Genomic DNA, 17,347 nt, shown 5'->3' on the forward strand with positions numbered 1-17,347 from the left:
CTCCATGAAGTGTTTGACTTGCTCGTTTTTGTGACCGAAGTCACGATTGACGAAGCTTGCGCTTCATTCGTTTTTGTATTCCGTAGAATACGATTTTTGCCTCATCGTTCAGTTTTCAAAGTTCGTCGTGTCGTTTTCAGCGACTTTAATAAGATATCACGGAATAACTTAAGCGTCAATCCCTTTTTGAAATCTTTTTTCTTTCTCGTCACCGTCCAGTGCGTGTTGCCCTGTCGACATGTATTAATATACTATCTCGGTATAATACCGTCAATAGTTTTTCTAAAAAAACTTTTATAATCTTTTCCCTTCTATATATAGCAAAAAACAATCAAATGGATAAAATAAAGCCGATCGTCATACGACCGGCTCATACGTCACGAGTTCGACCCCTGCTCCTTTAGTTGTTTGATACGAAATCCTGATTAGACCTTTTCGCATGAAGAAATCAATCAGACTACTTAAATCCACTTTGACTTCTTGCAGTCGCTCTTCTTCCATCAATTCATACATCGTCCAAGGACTCGTCCGCTCACGCATGATTTCGAATAAATAGCGTCCTCCCGATAAGACCTTCGACTGCAAAAGATGCTCAAGACCAATCAAGGCGAGGTGAATACGTTGATCTAATGTCTCTTCACTCATCAACAATTGTTCATATAGTTTATAGACATCCGGATCATCCAGTCGTGCTTGTTCCCAGACGACTGTCTCGGGATGTTTTCCTTTTTCAAGGACCGATAATCGCGCGAGATGATGCAAAGCGTGGTGGACGTGTGTATAGGCATCATAATGATGTCCGCGACTGAACAAATTCCTTCCGTCTTGGAAACGACGCAGAAGTTTAGCGAATGAGATCGTCATCTGTAGACATCTTTCCTCATCAGGAAAGTTTAAGAGTTGCCGTTTTAAGTCAACTAAATAATCGTTCCGTTCGAAAACGATCGTTCCTTCTGCAATCCAGTGAATCGCACGTCGATTGGCATTTAACAAAATCCAGCGTGATAAGACATCTTCATGTACGAGGTGTAATGACACCTTTAGTGTATTCAGTCGATAATGTTTGATCGTCCACTCGACTTCTGGGTCTCTCGTGATGACGACAAGAAGTGTATCAAATTGATCCGTCAAGGAATCCCGTGGTTGCCGTTTCTCAACAGCAATGATCCCTTGTGTTTCACGATAAGCCGCGTATTCCGAATAAATCGTTCGTGTTGCTTGTTCCATGTACTTCTCACCCTTCTATACGAACTCGTCGTTACCATTTTCGACAAAAAAACAAGCTTTCCTCCTTCAGACAGTTGCACTTCTTATGCTAAACTGACAACAGGGGGAATTCACTTGAAAAAACAACGTAAAAATAAAATAAACCGCGCGCGAAACCTTGCTATGTTTCTTGTGTTCGGTGGGATGCTCGTCATGTATGGCGGTCTATTACTCAAACAATTTGAAATCATCATGGTCTTACTCATGCTTCTCGGTTTCGTCATGGTTCTTGCCAGTACGGCACTCTATTTCTTGATTGGTCTGACATCAACGAAGGCAGCTGTCGTCACTTGTCCAAACTGCGGAAAAGAAACAAAAGTCCTTGGTCGCGTCGACTTATGTATGCATTGCGATGAACCACTTACGATGGATCCGTCTCTTGAAGGAAAAGAATTTGATGAAAAATATAATAAACACAATAAACGAGCTCCCCGCTAAGGCAGCTCGTTTTTTTATTGGACATTCGATTGACAGTCCGGACAAGTTCCGTACACTTCTAATCGGTGACGATCGACTTTAAAGCCCGTTAAGTGCGCCGCAACCGTTTCGACATCATCGAGCACAGGATAGTTGAAATCAACGATCTTTCCACAGTTCTCACAGATCATGTGGTAATGGCGTGTCGTAACGAAATCGAAGCGACTTGAAGCGTCTCCGTAATTCATTTCCTCAACGATTCCCTTTTCTCGAAACACGCGTAAGTTATTATATACAGTCGCCACACTCATGTTTGGAAATCGATGTTCGAGTGCACGATAAATCTCATCCGCTGTCGGATGAGTGTGTCCCGTCGTTAAATATTCCAAAATCGCGTGACGTTGTGGTGTCATTCGAACGCCTGATTCCCGAAGTGACTTCACGGCGTCATCCAGCATTTCGTTAGCCACGTCCATCCCCTCATTTCTATCTTTCATTGATTATCAGATTGTAATCTTTATAATTAGTCTACCTACAAATAGGCATTCCGTCAACGGCTCTGCATCGGATTTGACGTCCATGATACAATCATATCGTGATATTTTTCACGAATCATCGATTGGAGGAATCCTCATGTCTACCCACACTACACGTCCTACTTCAGAGGCGTTATATGAAATCGCACAAGAGTGTATCGTTGGTGGCGTCAACAGCCCATCCCGTTCATTCAAAGCCGTCGGTGGCGGCGCACCTGTCTATATGGAACGCGGAGAAGGTGCTTACTTTTATGATGTCGATGGCAATCGCTATATCGATTACTTAGCAGCCTATGGTCCGATCATCACGGGACATGGTCATCCTCACATTACGGAAGCGATCACCCATGCTGCCCAAAATGGTCTTCTTTACGGCACACCACACCGTCTAGAAATTGACTTTGCACATAAACTACAAAAAGCGATCCCTTCGCTTGAAAAAGTACGCTTTACGAACTCGGGAACCGAAGCCGTCATGACGACGATTCGTGTCGCACGAGCGTATACGGGTCGTGAGCTCGTCGTGAAGTTCAGTGGTTGTTACCACGGTCACTCGGATCTGATGCTGATTGCAGCAGGAAGCGGACCAGCGACACTTGGTTCCCCAGATTCAGCCGGCGTCACGAAAGCGACGGCAAAAGAAGTCATTACGACACCGTTCAATGATATCGAATCGTATCGTCAAATCATGGAACAATGGGGCGATCAAGTCGCTTGTGTACTCGTCGAACCGATCGTCGGAAACTTCGGTATCGTCGAACCGCAACCTGGATTCCTTGCTGCGGTCAACGAAATCACGCATGCACACGACGCACTCGTCATCTATGATGAAGTCATCACAGCCTTCCGCTTCACATACGGCAGTGCACAAGAGTTACTCGATATCCGTCCCGATATGACGGCACTCGGCAAAATCATCGGTGGTGGTTTACCGATCGGCGCTTATGGTGGTCGCAAAGAAATCATGGAACACGTCGCGCCACTCGGTCCGGCTTACCAAGCAGGTACGATGGCAGGTAACCCAGCATCGATGGCTGCCGGTATCGCTTGTCTTGAATTACTTGAGAAGCCTGGTGTCTATGAACAACTCGATCACCTTGGCGCCTTACTCGAACAAGGTGTGCTAGAAGCAGCAAAACGTCATGACGTCACGATTACGATCAACCGTCTAAAAGGTGCCATGACGGTCTACTTCACGGATGAAACAGTCATCGATTACGATGGTGCAGAACGTGCAGACAGCGAGATGTTCGGACGTTTCTTCAAATTGATGCTAGAAGAAGGCGTCAACCTTGCTCCTTCGAAATACGAAGCGTGGTTCTTGACGACAGAACATACGGAAGCCGACATCACAGAGACGATTGCAGCAGTCGATCGTGCCTTTGCTCGACTCTAAGTCCTCCCACTAAAAAAGCAGCGACCCTCATGAGGATCGCTGCTTTTGTGTTATTCGACGAGTTCCAGATTTTGAATGGCATACAGTTCGAAATAAGCGCCTCGTTTTTGCATGAGGACTTCGTGTGTTCCGATTTCCGTAATTTGACCATTTTCGATGACGACGATCTTATCGGCATCGGTAATCGTTGATAAACGGTGCGCGACAGTAAACGTCGTCCGTCCTTTCGCGAGACGTGCTAACGAATCTTGAATCATCGCTTCGCTCTCTAAATCGAGCGCACTCGTTGCCTCATCCAAAATCAGAATCGGCGGGTTCTTCAAGAAGACCCGAGCGATGGCTAGACGTTGCTTTTGACCACCCGATAACTTGACGCCTCGTTCACCGACTGGCGTATGATAACCGTTTGGTAACCGTTCGATGAATTCGTGGGCATTCGCTGCTTTTGCCGCTGCGATGACTTCCTCATCCGTCGCCTCCGGATTCCCCATCTTAATGTTCATCTGAACCGACTCACTGAAGAGAATCGACTCCTGCATGACCATCCCGATCTGATCGCGAAGACCACGCAACTTCAAGTCACGAATATCAACGCCGTCAAGCGTGATCCGACCGGCAGACACATCATAGAAGCGTGGAATTAAACTGACGAGCGTCGATTTCCCACCACCTGACATCCCGACGAAAGCAATCCGTTCACCTGCCTGAACGTCAAGCGTTAAGCGATCAATTGCTAGCTCGCCGCCTTCTTCGTAAGCGAAACTGATGTTTTCGAACTGAACGTTTCCGCGGACATCTTTTGGATCGCGTGCATTCGGTTTTTCCGTGATGTCATACGGCTCATCTAAAAACTCAAACATCCGGTCCATCGAAGCGATCGACTGCGTCAACGTCGTTGAGGAGTTGACGAGACGACCGAGCGGCGCATACAAGCGATCGATATAACCAATGAACGCAACCATCGTCCCGAGTGTCACTTGTCCGTTCAAGACGAAGAACGCCGCTGTCCCGAAAATAAGGATCGGTGCGAAGTCCGTAATCGTCGAGACGACGACGTACGTCCGCGCATTCCAGTTCGTTTGACGCAGCGCCGCTTTTAAGAACCCATCATTTTGATGTTTGAACGCTTTGTTCTCGTGCGGTTCGAGTGCAAAACTACGAATGACTGCCATGCCGTTGACCCGTTCCGTCAAATGACCTTGTAGTTCCGCAAGTGCTGCCGAACGTTCCCGTGTCAATCCGCGTAAGCGACCGTAAAAGAACTTAACGGCGAGGGCGTAGAATGGTAATGGAATAATGGCGACGAGCGTCAACTTCGGATCAATCGTCCACATGATAGCGATCGCAATGAAAATCGTAATCATATCAAGCCATAAGTTCATTAATCCCGTGACGACGAAGTCTTTCGTCTGCTCGACATCATTGATGATTCGCGAGATGACTTCTCCGGTTTTCGTATTCGAATAAAAACGAAGCGATAATTTCTGAACATGATCAAACAATCGATTACGAACGTCAAATAAAATCTTCGACGCTGACCATTGCGCGAGGTATTGACGGACGTATTCAAGCGGTGGCTTGACGATCAGGAAGATGAAGACACCCGCTCCGATCAAATACGCCAATTGTTTACTTTTTTCCGCCATCGGCATCGTGTTTCCAGTTAGGATATTGTCGATGATGTACTTATACAACAACGGAAGTCCAAGTGGGATCGAGAACTTGATGATCCCGACGAAAACCGTCAGGAGAATCTGTTTTTGATACGGCTTGACGAACGCCATATAGCGGCGGATCGAACCTTGTTTCTTACGTTTTGCTTGTGTTGCCACGTGTTTCACTTCCTTCAATTAAAAAAAGACGATGGCGAACCATCATCTCCGATATCTTGTTTCATATTCACGATACCACATATCCACGAAAGCCGGGTTAAATGGACCCTTGCGACTGCGGATCCATTGAATCAGGATTTGGACATTGTCTTTCAAAATACGATCGATCGCCTTCGGATAGTTCATCTCGCGGCGATGCTTCTCATACTCGTCCTCATCGAGGATCATGTAAGACATGTCCGGATACACTTTGATATCTAAATCGTAATCAATGTACTTGACTGCTCGATCTTTCTCATCGAACGTAGAAGGTGATCCAAGATTGCAGTAATAGTAAATGCCATCCTCCCGAATCATACAAATGACATTGAACCAGAGTTCTGTTGAAAAGTAACAGATTGCAGGCTCTCGTGTTCGCCACTGACGACCATCCGATTCACTGACCATGATGCGGTCATTGAACCCAATCAATTCTTCTTCCGTCGATTTCAGCACGAGCGTTTCTTCCCAAACTCTGTGTAAGCTCCCGTTATGTTTGAAACTTTGAATCTCAATCTTGCTACTTTCTTTTGGGAATCGACTCATGTGCTACTCCTTTCTAAAGCGTTTTTCTTCCATTCTGTTATACTCTCGTGCTTATTATACCCATTTTCAGAACGCATGAAAAACGAAAGGGTATTTTTTCAGAAAAATGACGGAATTCAGGCTTGAAAGTGATTCAAAATCGCATTTTTTCGTTGTTTGAACATCGGTTTCAAGATGAATGCTTCAATGACGAAGGCTGGCAAGAAGGATGCGTACGTCACTTCATCCACGAAATAGACGCCAGATTCACGTTCTTCGACTCGGTGCACGTGGCACCATGCCCGGAATGGATACGGAACTTTTGTACCGACATCGACGAAAACATATTCTTCTACGAAAGGAATCCAAGACGTCCACGAGACAAATAGTGGAGGAACACCAACGCGCAGACGAATCGTATTTCCTGCTCGCGTCCGTGTATCACCCGACGTCTTCACTTGCGGAAATACCGTCAATCGACTTAAGGCCTTGGCGTCACTTAAAAACTCCCACGCTTGCTCCTTTGATGTATCGACACGTGTCTCAAAACGAAAAGTATGCATTAGATCTCCCCCTTTAATAGTCGATCAATCTTCATTTGCGCGACAGATACCGGATGCGTCGCATACGTTTCCTGATCAACCAGTATTGTCTGGTCCGGCTGTTCCGTCACGCGATAGACGGCAATTTCCCAAATCCGGTGTGAGAAGATATGTCGGACGTGACCGACAAGCATCCCATTACGATCTTCTTCTGCTTCTCGAAGTGGGTATTGCCACATACCTGCGAGCAAACCCGTTTCTGCTCGTTGTTCAATTGCGATTTTTCCGTTCGTTTCATAGACGAGAGCATCATACGGAATAATTTGCGTCTTCCCTTTCTTCGTCTTCACAGGTAGTTCTTCCTGTGCATTTCGATCATATGCGAAACAAACGTCTTGAACAGGACAGAGTCCACACATCGGAGACTTTGGCGTACAGACCATCGCACCGAGTTCCATCAAGCCTTGATTGAAACTTGACGGATCAGCCGGATCAATCAATTGATGAACTGCTGCTTCAAACAATTTCCGTGTCTTCGGCGCAGCGATGTCTTCATAAATCCCAAGTACACGCGAGAGGACGCGCATCACATTTCCGTCTACTGCCGGTTCTGCTTGCCCATAAGCAATCGATAGAACCGCTCCTGTCGTGTACGGACCAACGCCCTTCAGCTGACTGAACAATTCCTTTTCGTCCGGAACGATTCCATCATATTTTTCAACAACTTCCTGAACCGCGATTTGAAGATTCTTGACACGGGAATAGTACCCTAAGCCCTCCCAGTGCTTCAGGACTTCACTTTGATCCGCTTGCGCTAAATCATGCGGTGTCGGGAAACGTTTCGTGAAGCGTTCATAATATGGAATGACTGTATCGACGCGCGTTTGTTGGAGCATGATCTCACTAATCCAGATATGATATGGGTTTTTGGTTCTTCGCCATGGGAGATCTCGCTGTTCACGAAGGAACCAGGTAATCAGTTCTGTGGTAAATTGTGTTTTATTAAAGTTTGTGAAATATTCTTGAACGACAGTCAAAAGGTTACCTCTTTTCTCTTGAATACGATATATTTATTAAAAATTACTCGGCAGAACCACGATGGATCAACCATCACGATTTTATAGAAGGAGCGAATTGGCATTGGATACTGGTACGCATATCGGCATGGGACTTTGTCTCGCCGCCATCTCGACGCTACACCCTGACGTCGCAGCGAGCACGACGATGTTTGCTGCCGTGACGACGACGGCGCTCGTCGGCTCACATGCACCGGACTTCGATACTGTCTTTAAGTTTAAAGGAAACAGCGCCTACTTGCGTCAACACCGCGGAAAATCGCACGGGTTGATTGCTTTGCTCGCCTGGCCATTATTACTTTCAATCGTCATCGGTATATTGTTTGGTGTACCTCCGACTTCATTATGGCTGATGGCGCAGATCGCTGTCGCCCTCCATGTCTTCGTCGATCTGTTTAACGCTTATGGAACACAAGCTTTACACCCGTTCAAAAAATCCTGGATCGGTTGGGGTGTCATCAACACATTTGATCCGTATCTGTTCGCGATGTATTATGCCGCGTTCGGGATTTGGCTACTAACGAGAGCAACGATCGTCATCTTCCCGATTTTGATTGCCATCGTCATCATCTATTACGCTGTGCAGTTTAAGTTACGAAACGATGCACTCGCGACCGCAGCACGCTATTATCGTGGTGCGCATAAACTGTTCATCTCACCTGGCATGAAATGGGATGAGTGGCATGTCGCGGCACGTTTACGCGATGAGTATTCCGTCGTTAAGATTAACAGTGGAACCGTCGTCGAATGCGGAAACTTCCGGATCAAGGACGAACCACACGGTGACGCCTTGTACGAAATCGTCAAACAAAACGCTGACTTGCAAGCGTTTCTTGAGTTTTCGAAGATTCATACGTATACGGTCTCACGAAAGGATGGCATTGTCGAATACCGCTTCACCAACCTGCGTTACTTCACGAAGGAAGTCTATCCATTCGTTGCCGTCGTCAGAATCGACGCTGCCACACAAGAGATCGTCAGCTCCTATACCGGCTGGGTGTTCAGCGAACGGACCTTGCAGAAAAAACTGTTCATCCCTGCATTATAAAGACAAAGCTCCGCGCAACGGAAATCCCGATGTGCGGAGCTTTTTTTTCATTCGACGTTTCGACCTGTCATCAAATGTTTGAATTTTTCGTTCGTCGTATTAAATCGGTGTAACATTGCCCCGTGCTGTTTGATCTGTTGCTCGACGAAATGAACCGCGACGGCTTCACCTTGATATTTCTCACCTGCGCGCGCGAGTGTCGCTTCGAAATCTTCCCACAGCACTTCGACCCACGTCAGTGCTTCTTCCGGGGTTAATACTTCATTCACTTGCAATAATTCTTCAGCCAGTTGCTGAAGGGCTTGTTCTCGATTCGTCATGTCTGTTCTCCCTCTCCTGTGAATAACGCGAGCGGAATCGCGACTTCCTGAGCGGTTCCTTCAAAATGTCCCCAGCCCATGACCCCATTGACGAAATGTAACTCAAATCGTGCCTCTTCTCCTTCGATTCGGTAAAAGGCTCCCCGTTCGAATCGTGCTGGATCGATCAAATAACTTTTCGCAATGGCGATTTTTCGCGTCACGACTTCCACTTCACTCACATTCCCATGTTGCTCCGCTTTTCGTTTTTGTTCACTTAATTTCGTGATCAACATCTCAAGCTCGTATTTTGATAATTGACTCATCCGTGTCTCCATTACAAAAACTCCCCCTCTTCGTTTTTCAGTATAAACGAAAAGGAGGAGAAACTGGATGGATTAGCTTGATTTCAATTCAAGATTCCGTTTACTTTGTAACGCATACATTTTCGCATAAATACCGGATGCTGCGAGGAGCACATCATGGGATCCTCGCTCGACGATCCGACCATGATCGAGAACAAGAATCTCATCCGCATCCTTGATCGTCGACAAGCGGTGGGCGATGATGAACGTTGTCCGCCCTTTCGTCAACGTCAGCAAGGCATCCTGAATGACCGCTTCCGTTTCCGAGTCAACGCTCGCTGTCGCTTCGTCAAGAACTAGGATCGCAGGATCGAACGCTAACGCACGGGCAAAACTGATCAACTGTCGTTCACCCGCTGATAACGTGGCACCTTTTTCGATGACTGGTTCATCGAGCCCGTTCGGTAAACGATCAATGAACCGATCCGCACCGACAGCTTCAATCGCTTGTCGTACTCGTTCTTCGGAAATATCAGGATTGTCGAGTGTGATGTTCGAGCGAATAGTTCCTGTGAAGAGGAACGGATCCTGTAGGACGATCCCCATATGCTCACGGACCGCTTGTTTCGGTAAAGTCGTCACGTCCTGTCCGTCAATCAACAACTGTCCTTTTGACGGATCATAGAAACGCATCAGCAAGTTCATGATCGAACTTTTCCCACTGCCCGTGTGTCCGACGAGGGCAATCGTCGCGCCAGGACGAGCATCGATTTGAATCTCACGTAATACGGGATTTCCCGCTTCATAACTAAATTCGACGTCCTTGAAGGACACCGCCCCTTTAAACCGAGCAACACGACCTTGTTCGACCGGCTCTCCCTTTTCGTCGAGCAACTGGAACATTCGGTCCGCTGACACGAGTGCTTGTTGTAGCGGTGACAGCTGATTCATGATTTGGGTGACCGGTTCGAATAAACGGGACACGTAATCGATATACGCATATAAGATCCCGAGCGATAAAAACGAGCCGTTCGTCAGACTTTTCCCACCGACGACCCAAATCAACAAGGCGAGCGTCAAGTTTTTCAAAAAGTAGGATAAGTTGTGGGACATCAGGGCATCAAGTCGTAACAACTTTGCCCGTGTCTGATAGTTCTCTTCGTTCTTTTGTTCGAATTCGGCAAGAACTTCCTTCTCACGTGCATAAGCCTGAATGATCGGCATCGTCTGGATGTTCTCATTCAGTTGACCATTCATGTCGGCAACGAGGGATCGGACCTTGAAGTTGTTTTTCGTCGCGAGTTTCTGGAACAGCTGAATCCAGAAATAGACGATTGGAATGATGATCAGCGAGACTAGTCCTAAGCGATAATCGAGGAAGAACATCGCGACCAGAATCCCCGCCATCGTGATGATCCCCGAGAAGACCCGGGCGAGCACACCGAGATATAGATCGCGAATCGTTTCCGTATCATTCGTGACTCGACTGACGATTTTCCCGATCGGTGTCTGGTCGAAATAACGAACCGGTAACCGTTGCAGATGCGTAAAGACATCAAGACGCATCCGTTTAATGATTTTATGAGCAGATCGCTGGAGCAAGATTTGCTGAATCCAGTTCAAACCAGCTGCTACCAGCAGCAAAAGGACATAGATCAAGGACAACCAGCCGATTGCTTTTAAGTCTTTTGAATAAAAATCATAGACCTGTCCTTGTGTCAGTTTTTGAATATTATCATACGTGTAGACGTCGTCTCCACGCGTGACCGTCATCGTATTTCCACTGATTTTCCGCTCTCCTCCACTGACGACTTGTTTCGGTACGAAAAAGTAGCCGTTGGTCGTTTGGACGATCGAGACGGATTGAACGATCTGACTTTTAGAGACGTCTTGTGCTTTAGCGAACTGACGGCCGTCATACGTGACCGCACCGTCCGATTTAACTTCGACCCAGTCCTTCTCAATTGCCACGATATGTTCATCAATGATGACTTTGGCGATATACGGACCTGTCAATTCCGCTCCGACTGCCAGTACGAGTAAAAATAATCCTAAAAAGATCGCTTGTTTCTCATGCATCGCATAGCGGATCAACGAACGGATCGTCGTCTTCCGACGTGCCGGATCGAGTTGGTATAATTCTAATTCATTCATGCAGAGGCACCTCCTTACATCTCTTCACTTTGTCGCTCGAATTGTTGAGCGTACCAGCCATTTTGTGCCATCAGGCTGTCATGTGTTCCTCGTTCAGAAATCATTCCATCTTGCAAAACGATGATTTCGTCCGCATGTGCCACTGCCGACAAACGATGGGCAACAATTAATGTCGTGGATTGGTGACGATTCGATCGAATCGAATCAATGATATGTGATTCCGTTTTCGCGTCTACCGCTGATAGTGAATCATCAAGCAACAGCAACTCTGGTTTTTTTAACATCGCCCGCGCGATCGAGAGACGTTGCTTTTGTCCTCCTGATAACGTGACGCCACGTTCACCGACCATCGTCTCAAGTCCTTGTTCCAGCGTTTCGATATCTTTTTCAAACGATGCGAGACGAATCGCTTCCTGCAATTCTTCTTCTGTCGCTTCACCTGCACCAAACAGAATGTTATCCCGAACAGATTTTGAGAATAGTAAATGTTCTTGTGACACATAACCCGTCCAACCGCGAACCGTCTCTAGCGCAATATCTTCATACGGTACGCCGTTGACCGTCAGCATATCCCGTCCGATTGGATACTCACGTAAGAATTGACGCAAGAACGTCGTTTTCCCGGATCCCGTTGGTCCGACGATACCGATCGTTGATCCTTGTTCGATCGTAATATTCAAATCTCGCAAGACCGGATGGGCTGTCTCTGGATACGTGAACGTCAAATCGTTCATCTCGATCCGCTCGGGATGTTCGACGTGTTCCCGCGGTGTCGAAGCAATCAACGGTTTGACTCGCATCGTTGCTTCTAAGCGGTCAAGACTTGCTGTCCCGCGCTGGATGACATTGATTAATTCACCAAAGGCATACATCGGCCAGATCAGCATCCCGAGATAGATGTTAAAGGCGACCAATTGTCCGAGCGTGATGTCGTTCGTAAAGACGAGATATGTCCCGAACGATAAGCCGATCAAGTAACTGAAACCGACGAGCAACTTGATGATCGGTTCAAACAAGACATCGATTTTTGCGACGTGCATGTTTTTCTCAAAGACATCCGTCGTGACATCGTCGAAGCGTTTAACATCGACTGGTTCTTGTACGAACGAGCGGATGACACGCAGTCCGGAAATCGACTCGACGACCTGGTCATTCATCGTTCCGAATGAATCCTGGGCAGTGATGAAGCGTCCGTGAATTTGACTTCCGAGCTTATTCATCGCGTAGGCGAGAAGTGGCATCGGTAACAAGGCAGCGAGCGTCAGCTTCCAATCGATCGCCACCCCCATGACGACGAGGGTGATCGCTGTCATGTTCAACGAGTCGACGAGCGTCAAGACACCAAATCCAGCTGTCCGCTCGACCGCCTTCAAGTCGTTCGTCGCGAGCGCCATCAAGTCTCCCGTCCGATTCTTTTGGTAGAACGTCGGCGTCAGTTTCAATAAGTGCGTAAAGAAGCGACTCCGAAGTGTCCGTTCTAATAAAAATGCCGTTCCGAATAATTTCGCTAACCACAGATACGTCAAGATGAAGGAAACGATGGAAATGACTGTTAATCCGATGACGTATTGCAAGAGCGTCGCCTGGTCCATCGATCCCGACCGCAATCCGTCGATGACCTTACCGATTAGCCATGGCGGCGTTAAATCGATGAAGCCGGTGATGATCAATAAGACGACTGCTACGAGATACGATGATTTGTGTTCTTTTAGAAACCAACTCAATTGCCGAAATAAACGCATGAGGGTCCCCCCTTTACTGTGAAATGAAGTACTTTTTCCGAGCACGCAAAAAGGCATACGGATTTCCGGATGCAGTCCGAGAATCAGTATGCCTTGAAATGGGCATGATGCATTCTTGTTCGTCTGCGCGCTCGGGAGACGAATCCCCTTGCTCGCACATGAAATGAATTACTTATACGCGCTCAAGAGTCTCCGTCGTATTCAGCTGTTGGATATGAGTGAAACCAATTGGCTTTTTCATAGGACGGTTCCTCCTTGTCTTAGTCTGTGCGTAGAATAGCACAATTGTCGGATAATTGTCAATTTTTCGTCTTGCTTTTATTACTCCGCCTCTTCTTCTTTGACTTGTTCGAGGACTTGAGCGGCTAGACCGTATGGAAATCCTTTTCGGACGAGTGCTTGCTTGACTTTTTGTTCGCGTTCGAACGGTTCAAGTTGTCGGTATTTCGGATAATACTTGCGCGCTTGATAAAGGGCCGCTTGTTCTTCTTCGTCACCTTCTTCAGCTCGAAACACCTCTTCAATGCCCGCTTTAATCAAATCGGACGAAAACCCACGCTGCATGAGCGTTAACTGCAACTTTTGTGTCAGTTCCCGCACGGAACGCCGTTGCAGCTCTTTTTGCTTTTGCCGCAAAAACTTCAGGACTTTTTCGTATTCCTCTTCATCCGTAAACGTCACGATCGCTTCATCAATCGCTGTCTTCGGTATCTTCAATGCCTCAAGGTCGCGGCGAATCCGTCCCGGACCTTGAGGTGTCGTCGCTTTTTTCGTTGCCGTATAAGCAAGTGCGAACTGTTGATCATCCAAATAGCGTTGCTCCGTCAATCGATCGATTGCATGTTTGATCGCATGCTCCGGTGTCTCTTTCTCTGTTAAATAGGCGACGACTTCACTCGTCGCCCGCATGCGGTACGATAAATGATTCAACGAGAGACGATACGCTTTTTGCTGTTCTTCAGCCGTTAACACTTCCTTGACGAAGTCGTCATCCAGTTCCTTATCGCGTTGTAGATTGTATTTAATTAAGATATCGACGTCTACGGCAAAGGCATATTCCTCTTTGCCATCGCGCTCGACATAGATGTTGAATCGTTCGCTGTTCTTTTTCTGCGTCGAGATCCGTTTGATCTTCATTTCGTTCCCTCCCTTAACCTGATTCGGTAGTTCTACGATATCATGAACAGGCAGGTCTATGTTTGAGTGAAACCATGGAACGGGAACAAATGGAAAGAAGCTACTTTTACTTATTTAGGGAGGATGGATTACATGAACATTGCGATTACCGGTGGAACCGGTATGATTGGTCAAGCCTTGACGAAACGTTTACTAGATCAAGGACATCACATCTTTATATTGACGCGTCATCCGAAAGTAAATGACGCGCATGTCACATATATCAAGTGGATGACAGAAGACGCAAAACCGGAACAGCACTTAGAAGGCGTCGATGCCTTTATTCATCTTGCTGGTGCTTCGATCAACGACGGACGTTGGACAGATGAACGCAAACGCGTCATTCTCGACAGTCGCGTCAGCACGACGAAGGAGCTCGTTCGAATCGTTGAAGCACTCGATCAAAAGCCAAATGTCGTATTGTCTGCTTCTGCGGTTGGCATTTACGGACAAGATCGGCATCAAACATTCTCCGAAGATCAACCACTTCCACCGACCGCTGACTTCTTAAGTCATGTCTGTGTCGCGTGGGAAGACCTTGCCCGCCCGATTGCTGACGCTGGCATTCGACTTGTCCATCCACGAATCGGTGTCGTCCTAACGAAAGCCGGTGGCGCTTATCCGTTAATGCGCTTGCCTTATGTCTTGTTTGGTGGTGGGACGATGGGCGACGGGAAACAGTGGGTCTCCTGGGTCCACATCGATGATTTAGTCGATTTATTCCTATTCGCACTTGAGACCCCGACAGTCGAAGGACCGCTGAACATCACTGCGCCTCACCCGGAGACGATGCGGCGTTTCGGACAGACGATCGGAAAAGTCTTACATCGCCCACACTGGCTCCCTGCGCCACGCTTCGCGTTAGAGCTCGCACTCGGTGAAAAGAGTACGATTGTACTAGAAGGAGCTCGTGTCATCCCGAAAAAAGCGCTCGAAAACGGATACAAGTTTCGGTATGCTGAACTAAAGGATGCATTGCGAGCAATCGAGCATTCAAACTAGTACAGGGGTGGACGATACTTGGATATCTTAATTCGAAATGCACATATCTATCCGATTACTTCGGACAGTTTTTACGGGGACATCCGTATTCGTGATGGAAAAATCATTGAAATCGGTGAATTACTGGATCATTTAGACAACGATCAAGTCATTGAAGCAGAAGGTCACTTTTTATTGCCCGGTTTCATCGATGCCCATACACATCTCGGATTATATGACGAAGGTACCGGAACCGTCGGAAATGATGCGAATGAGACGATTTTCGCGATGACTCCTCATCTGCGTGCCATTGATGGCGTGTACCCACTTGATGAAGGATTTAAGGAAGCCGTCGAACACGGGATCACGACCGTTCAAGTCATGCCTGGTAGCATGAACATCATCGGCGGCGTCACGAGTGTCATCAAGACGCACGGACGGTTCATCGATGATATGATTCTTCGAAAGTATGCGGGTCTGAAGGTTGCGCTCGGTGAAAACCCAAAGCGTGTCCATAGTGCTGGTCGCGCCGGTGAACTGACACGGATGGGCATCATGGGGATGTTGCGCGAAGCCTTTCTTGAAGTTCGGACACAACGAGTTTCCGAAACGTTCGCCCATCAGATGATCAAACGGGTCCTTGATCATAAAATGCCGCTTCGTGTACATGCGCACCGAGCAGATGATATCCTTTCTGCCATCCGTTTTGCGGAAGAGTTCGATCTCGATTTGCGTATCGAACATTGTACGGAAGGTCATCTCGTCGCAAAAGAGATGGAACAATTACCGATCGAAAAAGTGACGGTCGGACCCACCTTCACGCGAAAGTCTAAAATTGAACTGAAGAATAAGACATGGGAAACTTACCGGATTCTTCATGAGCATGGTCTCGAGATCTCCATTACGACCGATCATCCGTACACCCCTGTCCAGTACTTGAATCTCTGTGCCGGTCTAGCTGCACGAGAAGGTCTACCGGTCGATGTCGCCTTGCGCGCGATCACAATTCATCCAGCTGGCTCACTCGGTGTGGACGATCGCGTCGGATCGATTGAGATCGGAAAAGACGCGGATCTCGTCCTGTGGAGCCACTTCCCACTCGACTATTTAGCGAAGCCGCTCATGACGATGATTGACGGAAAAATCATTTTTGAACACGCTCAACTGAACTTGACTTAACCCCACCCCCGCCAGGTGTTTTTTGCACCTTTCGGGGGTTTTAGACGCTTACGGAAAACATCTTGTTTTTGTATCTTTTTTCACAAAAATTATTTTCTTGCAATTTTAAAAAAAGAAGGTAATATTATCTTATCCGACAACTGAAGAAGGCATACCATGCGCGGTTCAAACGAGTCAGACAGGTAGCTTTCGACAATCATTCTTGCGGTCCTAAAAGGAGGAATGGAAGTATGCTCAAGCAACGGGAGCTGAGCGACTGCGCTGATTTGTTCGAACTGATGCAGCATCAAGACGTATATCCGTACGTCCGCCAAAAAACACGGTACTTTGATGAATTTCTGTTTACTACAAAGCAGGCAATCGAAGAGGAAGAACGTGGTGAAATCGTATCACGTACCATCCTAGATGAATTCGATCAACCGATTGGTACGATTAGTTTACTCGATATCGAAGGACAATATGGGTTTCTCGGTACATGGTTAGGTAAACCGTATCATGGTAAAGGATACAATCATTTAGCGAAAGAAGCCTTCTTCTCTGAGCTGTTCTTCGAGCTTGGATATGAGAGTGTCTTCATGAAAATTCGCAAAAGCAATATTCGGTCACAAAAAGCAGCTGAAAAATTGCCGTATGCGTTCTGTGCGGATGAGTTGCGCCCTGCGCTTCTTGAGCAATTGAATGCCGGTGAGACACAGTTCACGCTATATGAAGTCTCAAAATCTAGTTTCCACATGTACATTCATGGTCGGGAACTCGAAACACTATACGATCACCAACAACTCGAAGCATGAGAGCCTTGTCTCTCATGCTTTTTTGTGTCCACGCATGCGCTTC

At 47.1% G+C, this 17,347-nt stretch carries 17 protein-coding genes; 6 read left to right on the forward strand and 11 right to left on the reverse strand.

What is annotated here, in order from left to right; translation table 11 throughout:
- Positions 1–357: 357 nt before the first annotated feature.
- Complete coding sequence (locus KNQ09_RS14605) at positions 358–1,227, reverse strand: nucleotidyltransferase-like protein (protein ID WP_035398755.1); 870 nt, start codon at positions 1,225–1,227, stop codon at positions 358–360.
- Positions 1,228–1,341: 114 nt separating this feature from the next.
- On the opposite strand from KNQ09_RS14605, the gene KNQ09_RS14610 reads away from it, so the two are divergent.
- Positions 1,342–1,704, forward strand: coding sequence for a DUF2614 family zinc ribbon-containing protein (locus KNQ09_RS14610; RefSeq protein ID WP_029340912.1), 363 nt, complete (start codon positions 1,342–1,344; stop codon positions 1,702–1,704).
- Between the two features lie 14 nt (positions 1,705–1,718).
- Here KNQ09_RS14610 and perR read toward each other — a convergent pair whose 3' ends face one another.
- Entirely contained in the window at positions 1,719–2,141 is a 423-nt protein-coding gene (gene perR / locus KNQ09_RS14615; protein WP_369792039.1) for a peroxide-responsive transcriptional repressor PerR, read from the reverse strand.
- Positions 2,142–2,316: 175 nt separating this feature from the next.
- Between perR and KNQ09_RS14620 the strand changes: the two genes are divergently transcribed.
- On the forward strand, positions 2,317–3,615 hold the full coding sequence (locus tag KNQ09_RS14620) for a glutamate-1-semialdehyde 2,1-aminomutase (RefSeq protein WP_214858888.1): 1,299 nt from the start codon (positions 2,317–2,319) through the stop codon (positions 3,613–3,615).
- 50 nt (positions 3,616–3,665) lie between these two features.
- On the opposite strand, the gene KNQ09_RS14625 is transcribed toward KNQ09_RS14620, so the two are convergent.
- The 4 genes from KNQ09_RS14625 to mutY all read right to left on the reverse strand — a co-directional run bounded on the left by KNQ09_RS14625 (position 3,666) and on the right by mutY (position 7,590).
- On the reverse strand, positions 3,666–5,399 hold the full coding sequence (locus tag KNQ09_RS14625; RefSeq protein WP_064300881.1) for an ABC transporter ATP-binding protein: 1,734 nt from the start codon (positions 5,397–5,399) through the stop codon (positions 3,666–3,668).
- A gap of 90 nt (positions 5,400–5,489) precedes the next feature.
- A complete protein-coding gene (gene ntdP, locus KNQ09_RS14630) occupies positions 5,490–6,032 on the reverse strand; it encodes a nucleoside tri-diphosphate phosphatase (protein WP_023467311.1) in 543 nt (180 codons plus the stop codon).
- 116 nt (positions 6,033–6,148) lie between these two features.
- Positions 6,149–6,574, reverse strand: a complete 426-nt coding sequence (locus KNQ09_RS14635; RefSeq protein ID WP_064300784.1) for an SRPBCC family protein — start codon at positions 6,572–6,574, stop codon at positions 6,149–6,151.
- On the reverse strand, positions 6,574–7,590 hold the full coding sequence (gene mutY / locus KNQ09_RS14640; protein ID WP_214858889.1) for an A/G-specific adenine glycosylase: 1,017 nt from the start codon (positions 7,588–7,590) through the stop codon (positions 6,574–6,576). The genes KNQ09_RS14635 and mutY overlap by 1 nt, the downstream gene beginning before the upstream one ends.
- A 103-nt stretch (positions 7,591–7,693) precedes the next feature.
- Between mutY and KNQ09_RS14645 the strand changes: the two genes are divergently transcribed.
- Positions 7,694–8,677, forward strand: a complete 984-nt coding sequence (locus KNQ09_RS14645) for a metal-dependent hydrolase (RefSeq protein ID WP_214858890.1) — start codon at positions 7,694–7,696, stop codon at positions 8,675–8,677.
- Between the two features lie 47 nt (positions 8,678–8,724).
- On the opposite strand, the gene KNQ09_RS14650 is transcribed toward KNQ09_RS14645, so the two are convergent.
- The 5 genes from KNQ09_RS14650 to KNQ09_RS14670 form a co-directional block, all read right to left on the reverse strand.
- Positions 8,725–8,997: a YfhJ family protein gene (locus KNQ09_RS14650; protein ID WP_023467307.1), complete on the reverse strand. Its 273-nt coding sequence runs from the start codon at positions 8,995–8,997 to the stop codon at positions 8,725–8,727.
- Complete coding sequence (locus tag KNQ09_RS14655) at positions 8,994–9,314, reverse strand: DUF1811 family protein (RefSeq protein ID WP_023467306.1); 321 nt, start codon at positions 9,312–9,314, stop codon at positions 8,994–8,996. Before KNQ09_RS14655 ends, KNQ09_RS14650 begins: the two co-directional genes overlap by 4 nt.
- 60 nt (positions 9,315–9,374) lie before the next feature.
- Complete coding sequence (locus KNQ09_RS14660; RefSeq protein ID WP_214858891.1) at positions 9,375–11,435, reverse strand: ABC transporter ATP-binding protein; 2,061 nt, start codon at positions 11,433–11,435, stop codon at positions 9,375–9,377.
- Positions 11,436–11,449: 14 nt separating this feature from the next.
- Positions 11,450–13,177, reverse strand: a complete 1,728-nt coding sequence (locus KNQ09_RS14665) for an ABC transporter ATP-binding protein (protein ID WP_064300787.1) — start codon at positions 13,175–13,177, stop codon at positions 11,450–11,452.
- Between the two features lie 321 nt (positions 13,178–13,498).
- Positions 13,499–14,314: a RecX family transcriptional regulator gene (locus KNQ09_RS14670; RefSeq protein WP_064300788.1), complete on the reverse strand. Its 816-nt coding sequence runs from the start codon at positions 14,312–14,314 to the stop codon at positions 13,499–13,501.
- Positions 14,315–14,446: 132 nt separating this feature from the next.
- Here KNQ09_RS14670 and KNQ09_RS14675 point away from each other — a divergent pair, with 132 nt between their 5' ends.
- The 3 genes from KNQ09_RS14675 to KNQ09_RS14685 all read left to right on the forward strand — a co-directional run bounded on the left by KNQ09_RS14675 (position 14,447) and on the right by KNQ09_RS14685 (position 17,304).
- Positions 14,447–15,355 (forward strand): TIGR01777 family oxidoreductase, encoded by a 909-nt coding sequence (locus tag KNQ09_RS14675; RefSeq protein ID WP_214858892.1) that lies wholly within the window; start codon positions 14,447–14,449, stop codon positions 15,353–15,355.
- Positions 15,356–15,373: 18 nt separating this feature from the next.
- Entirely contained in the window at positions 15,374–16,513 is a 1,140-nt protein-coding gene (locus tag KNQ09_RS14680) for an amidohydrolase (protein ID WP_214858893.1), read from the forward strand.
- A gap of 230 nt (positions 16,514–16,743) precedes the next feature.
- Complete coding sequence (locus KNQ09_RS14685) at positions 16,744–17,304, forward strand: GNAT family N-acetyltransferase (protein ID WP_023467300.1); 561 nt, start codon at positions 16,744–16,746, stop codon at positions 17,302–17,304.
- Positions 17,305–17,347: the final 43 nt, after the last annotated feature.

The organism is Exiguobacterium sp. s191, from assembly GCF_018618955.1.
In the GTDB taxonomy this organism is placed as follows: Bacteria; Bacillota; Bacilli; order Exiguobacteriales; family Exiguobacteriaceae; genus Exiguobacterium_A; species Exiguobacterium_A abrahamii.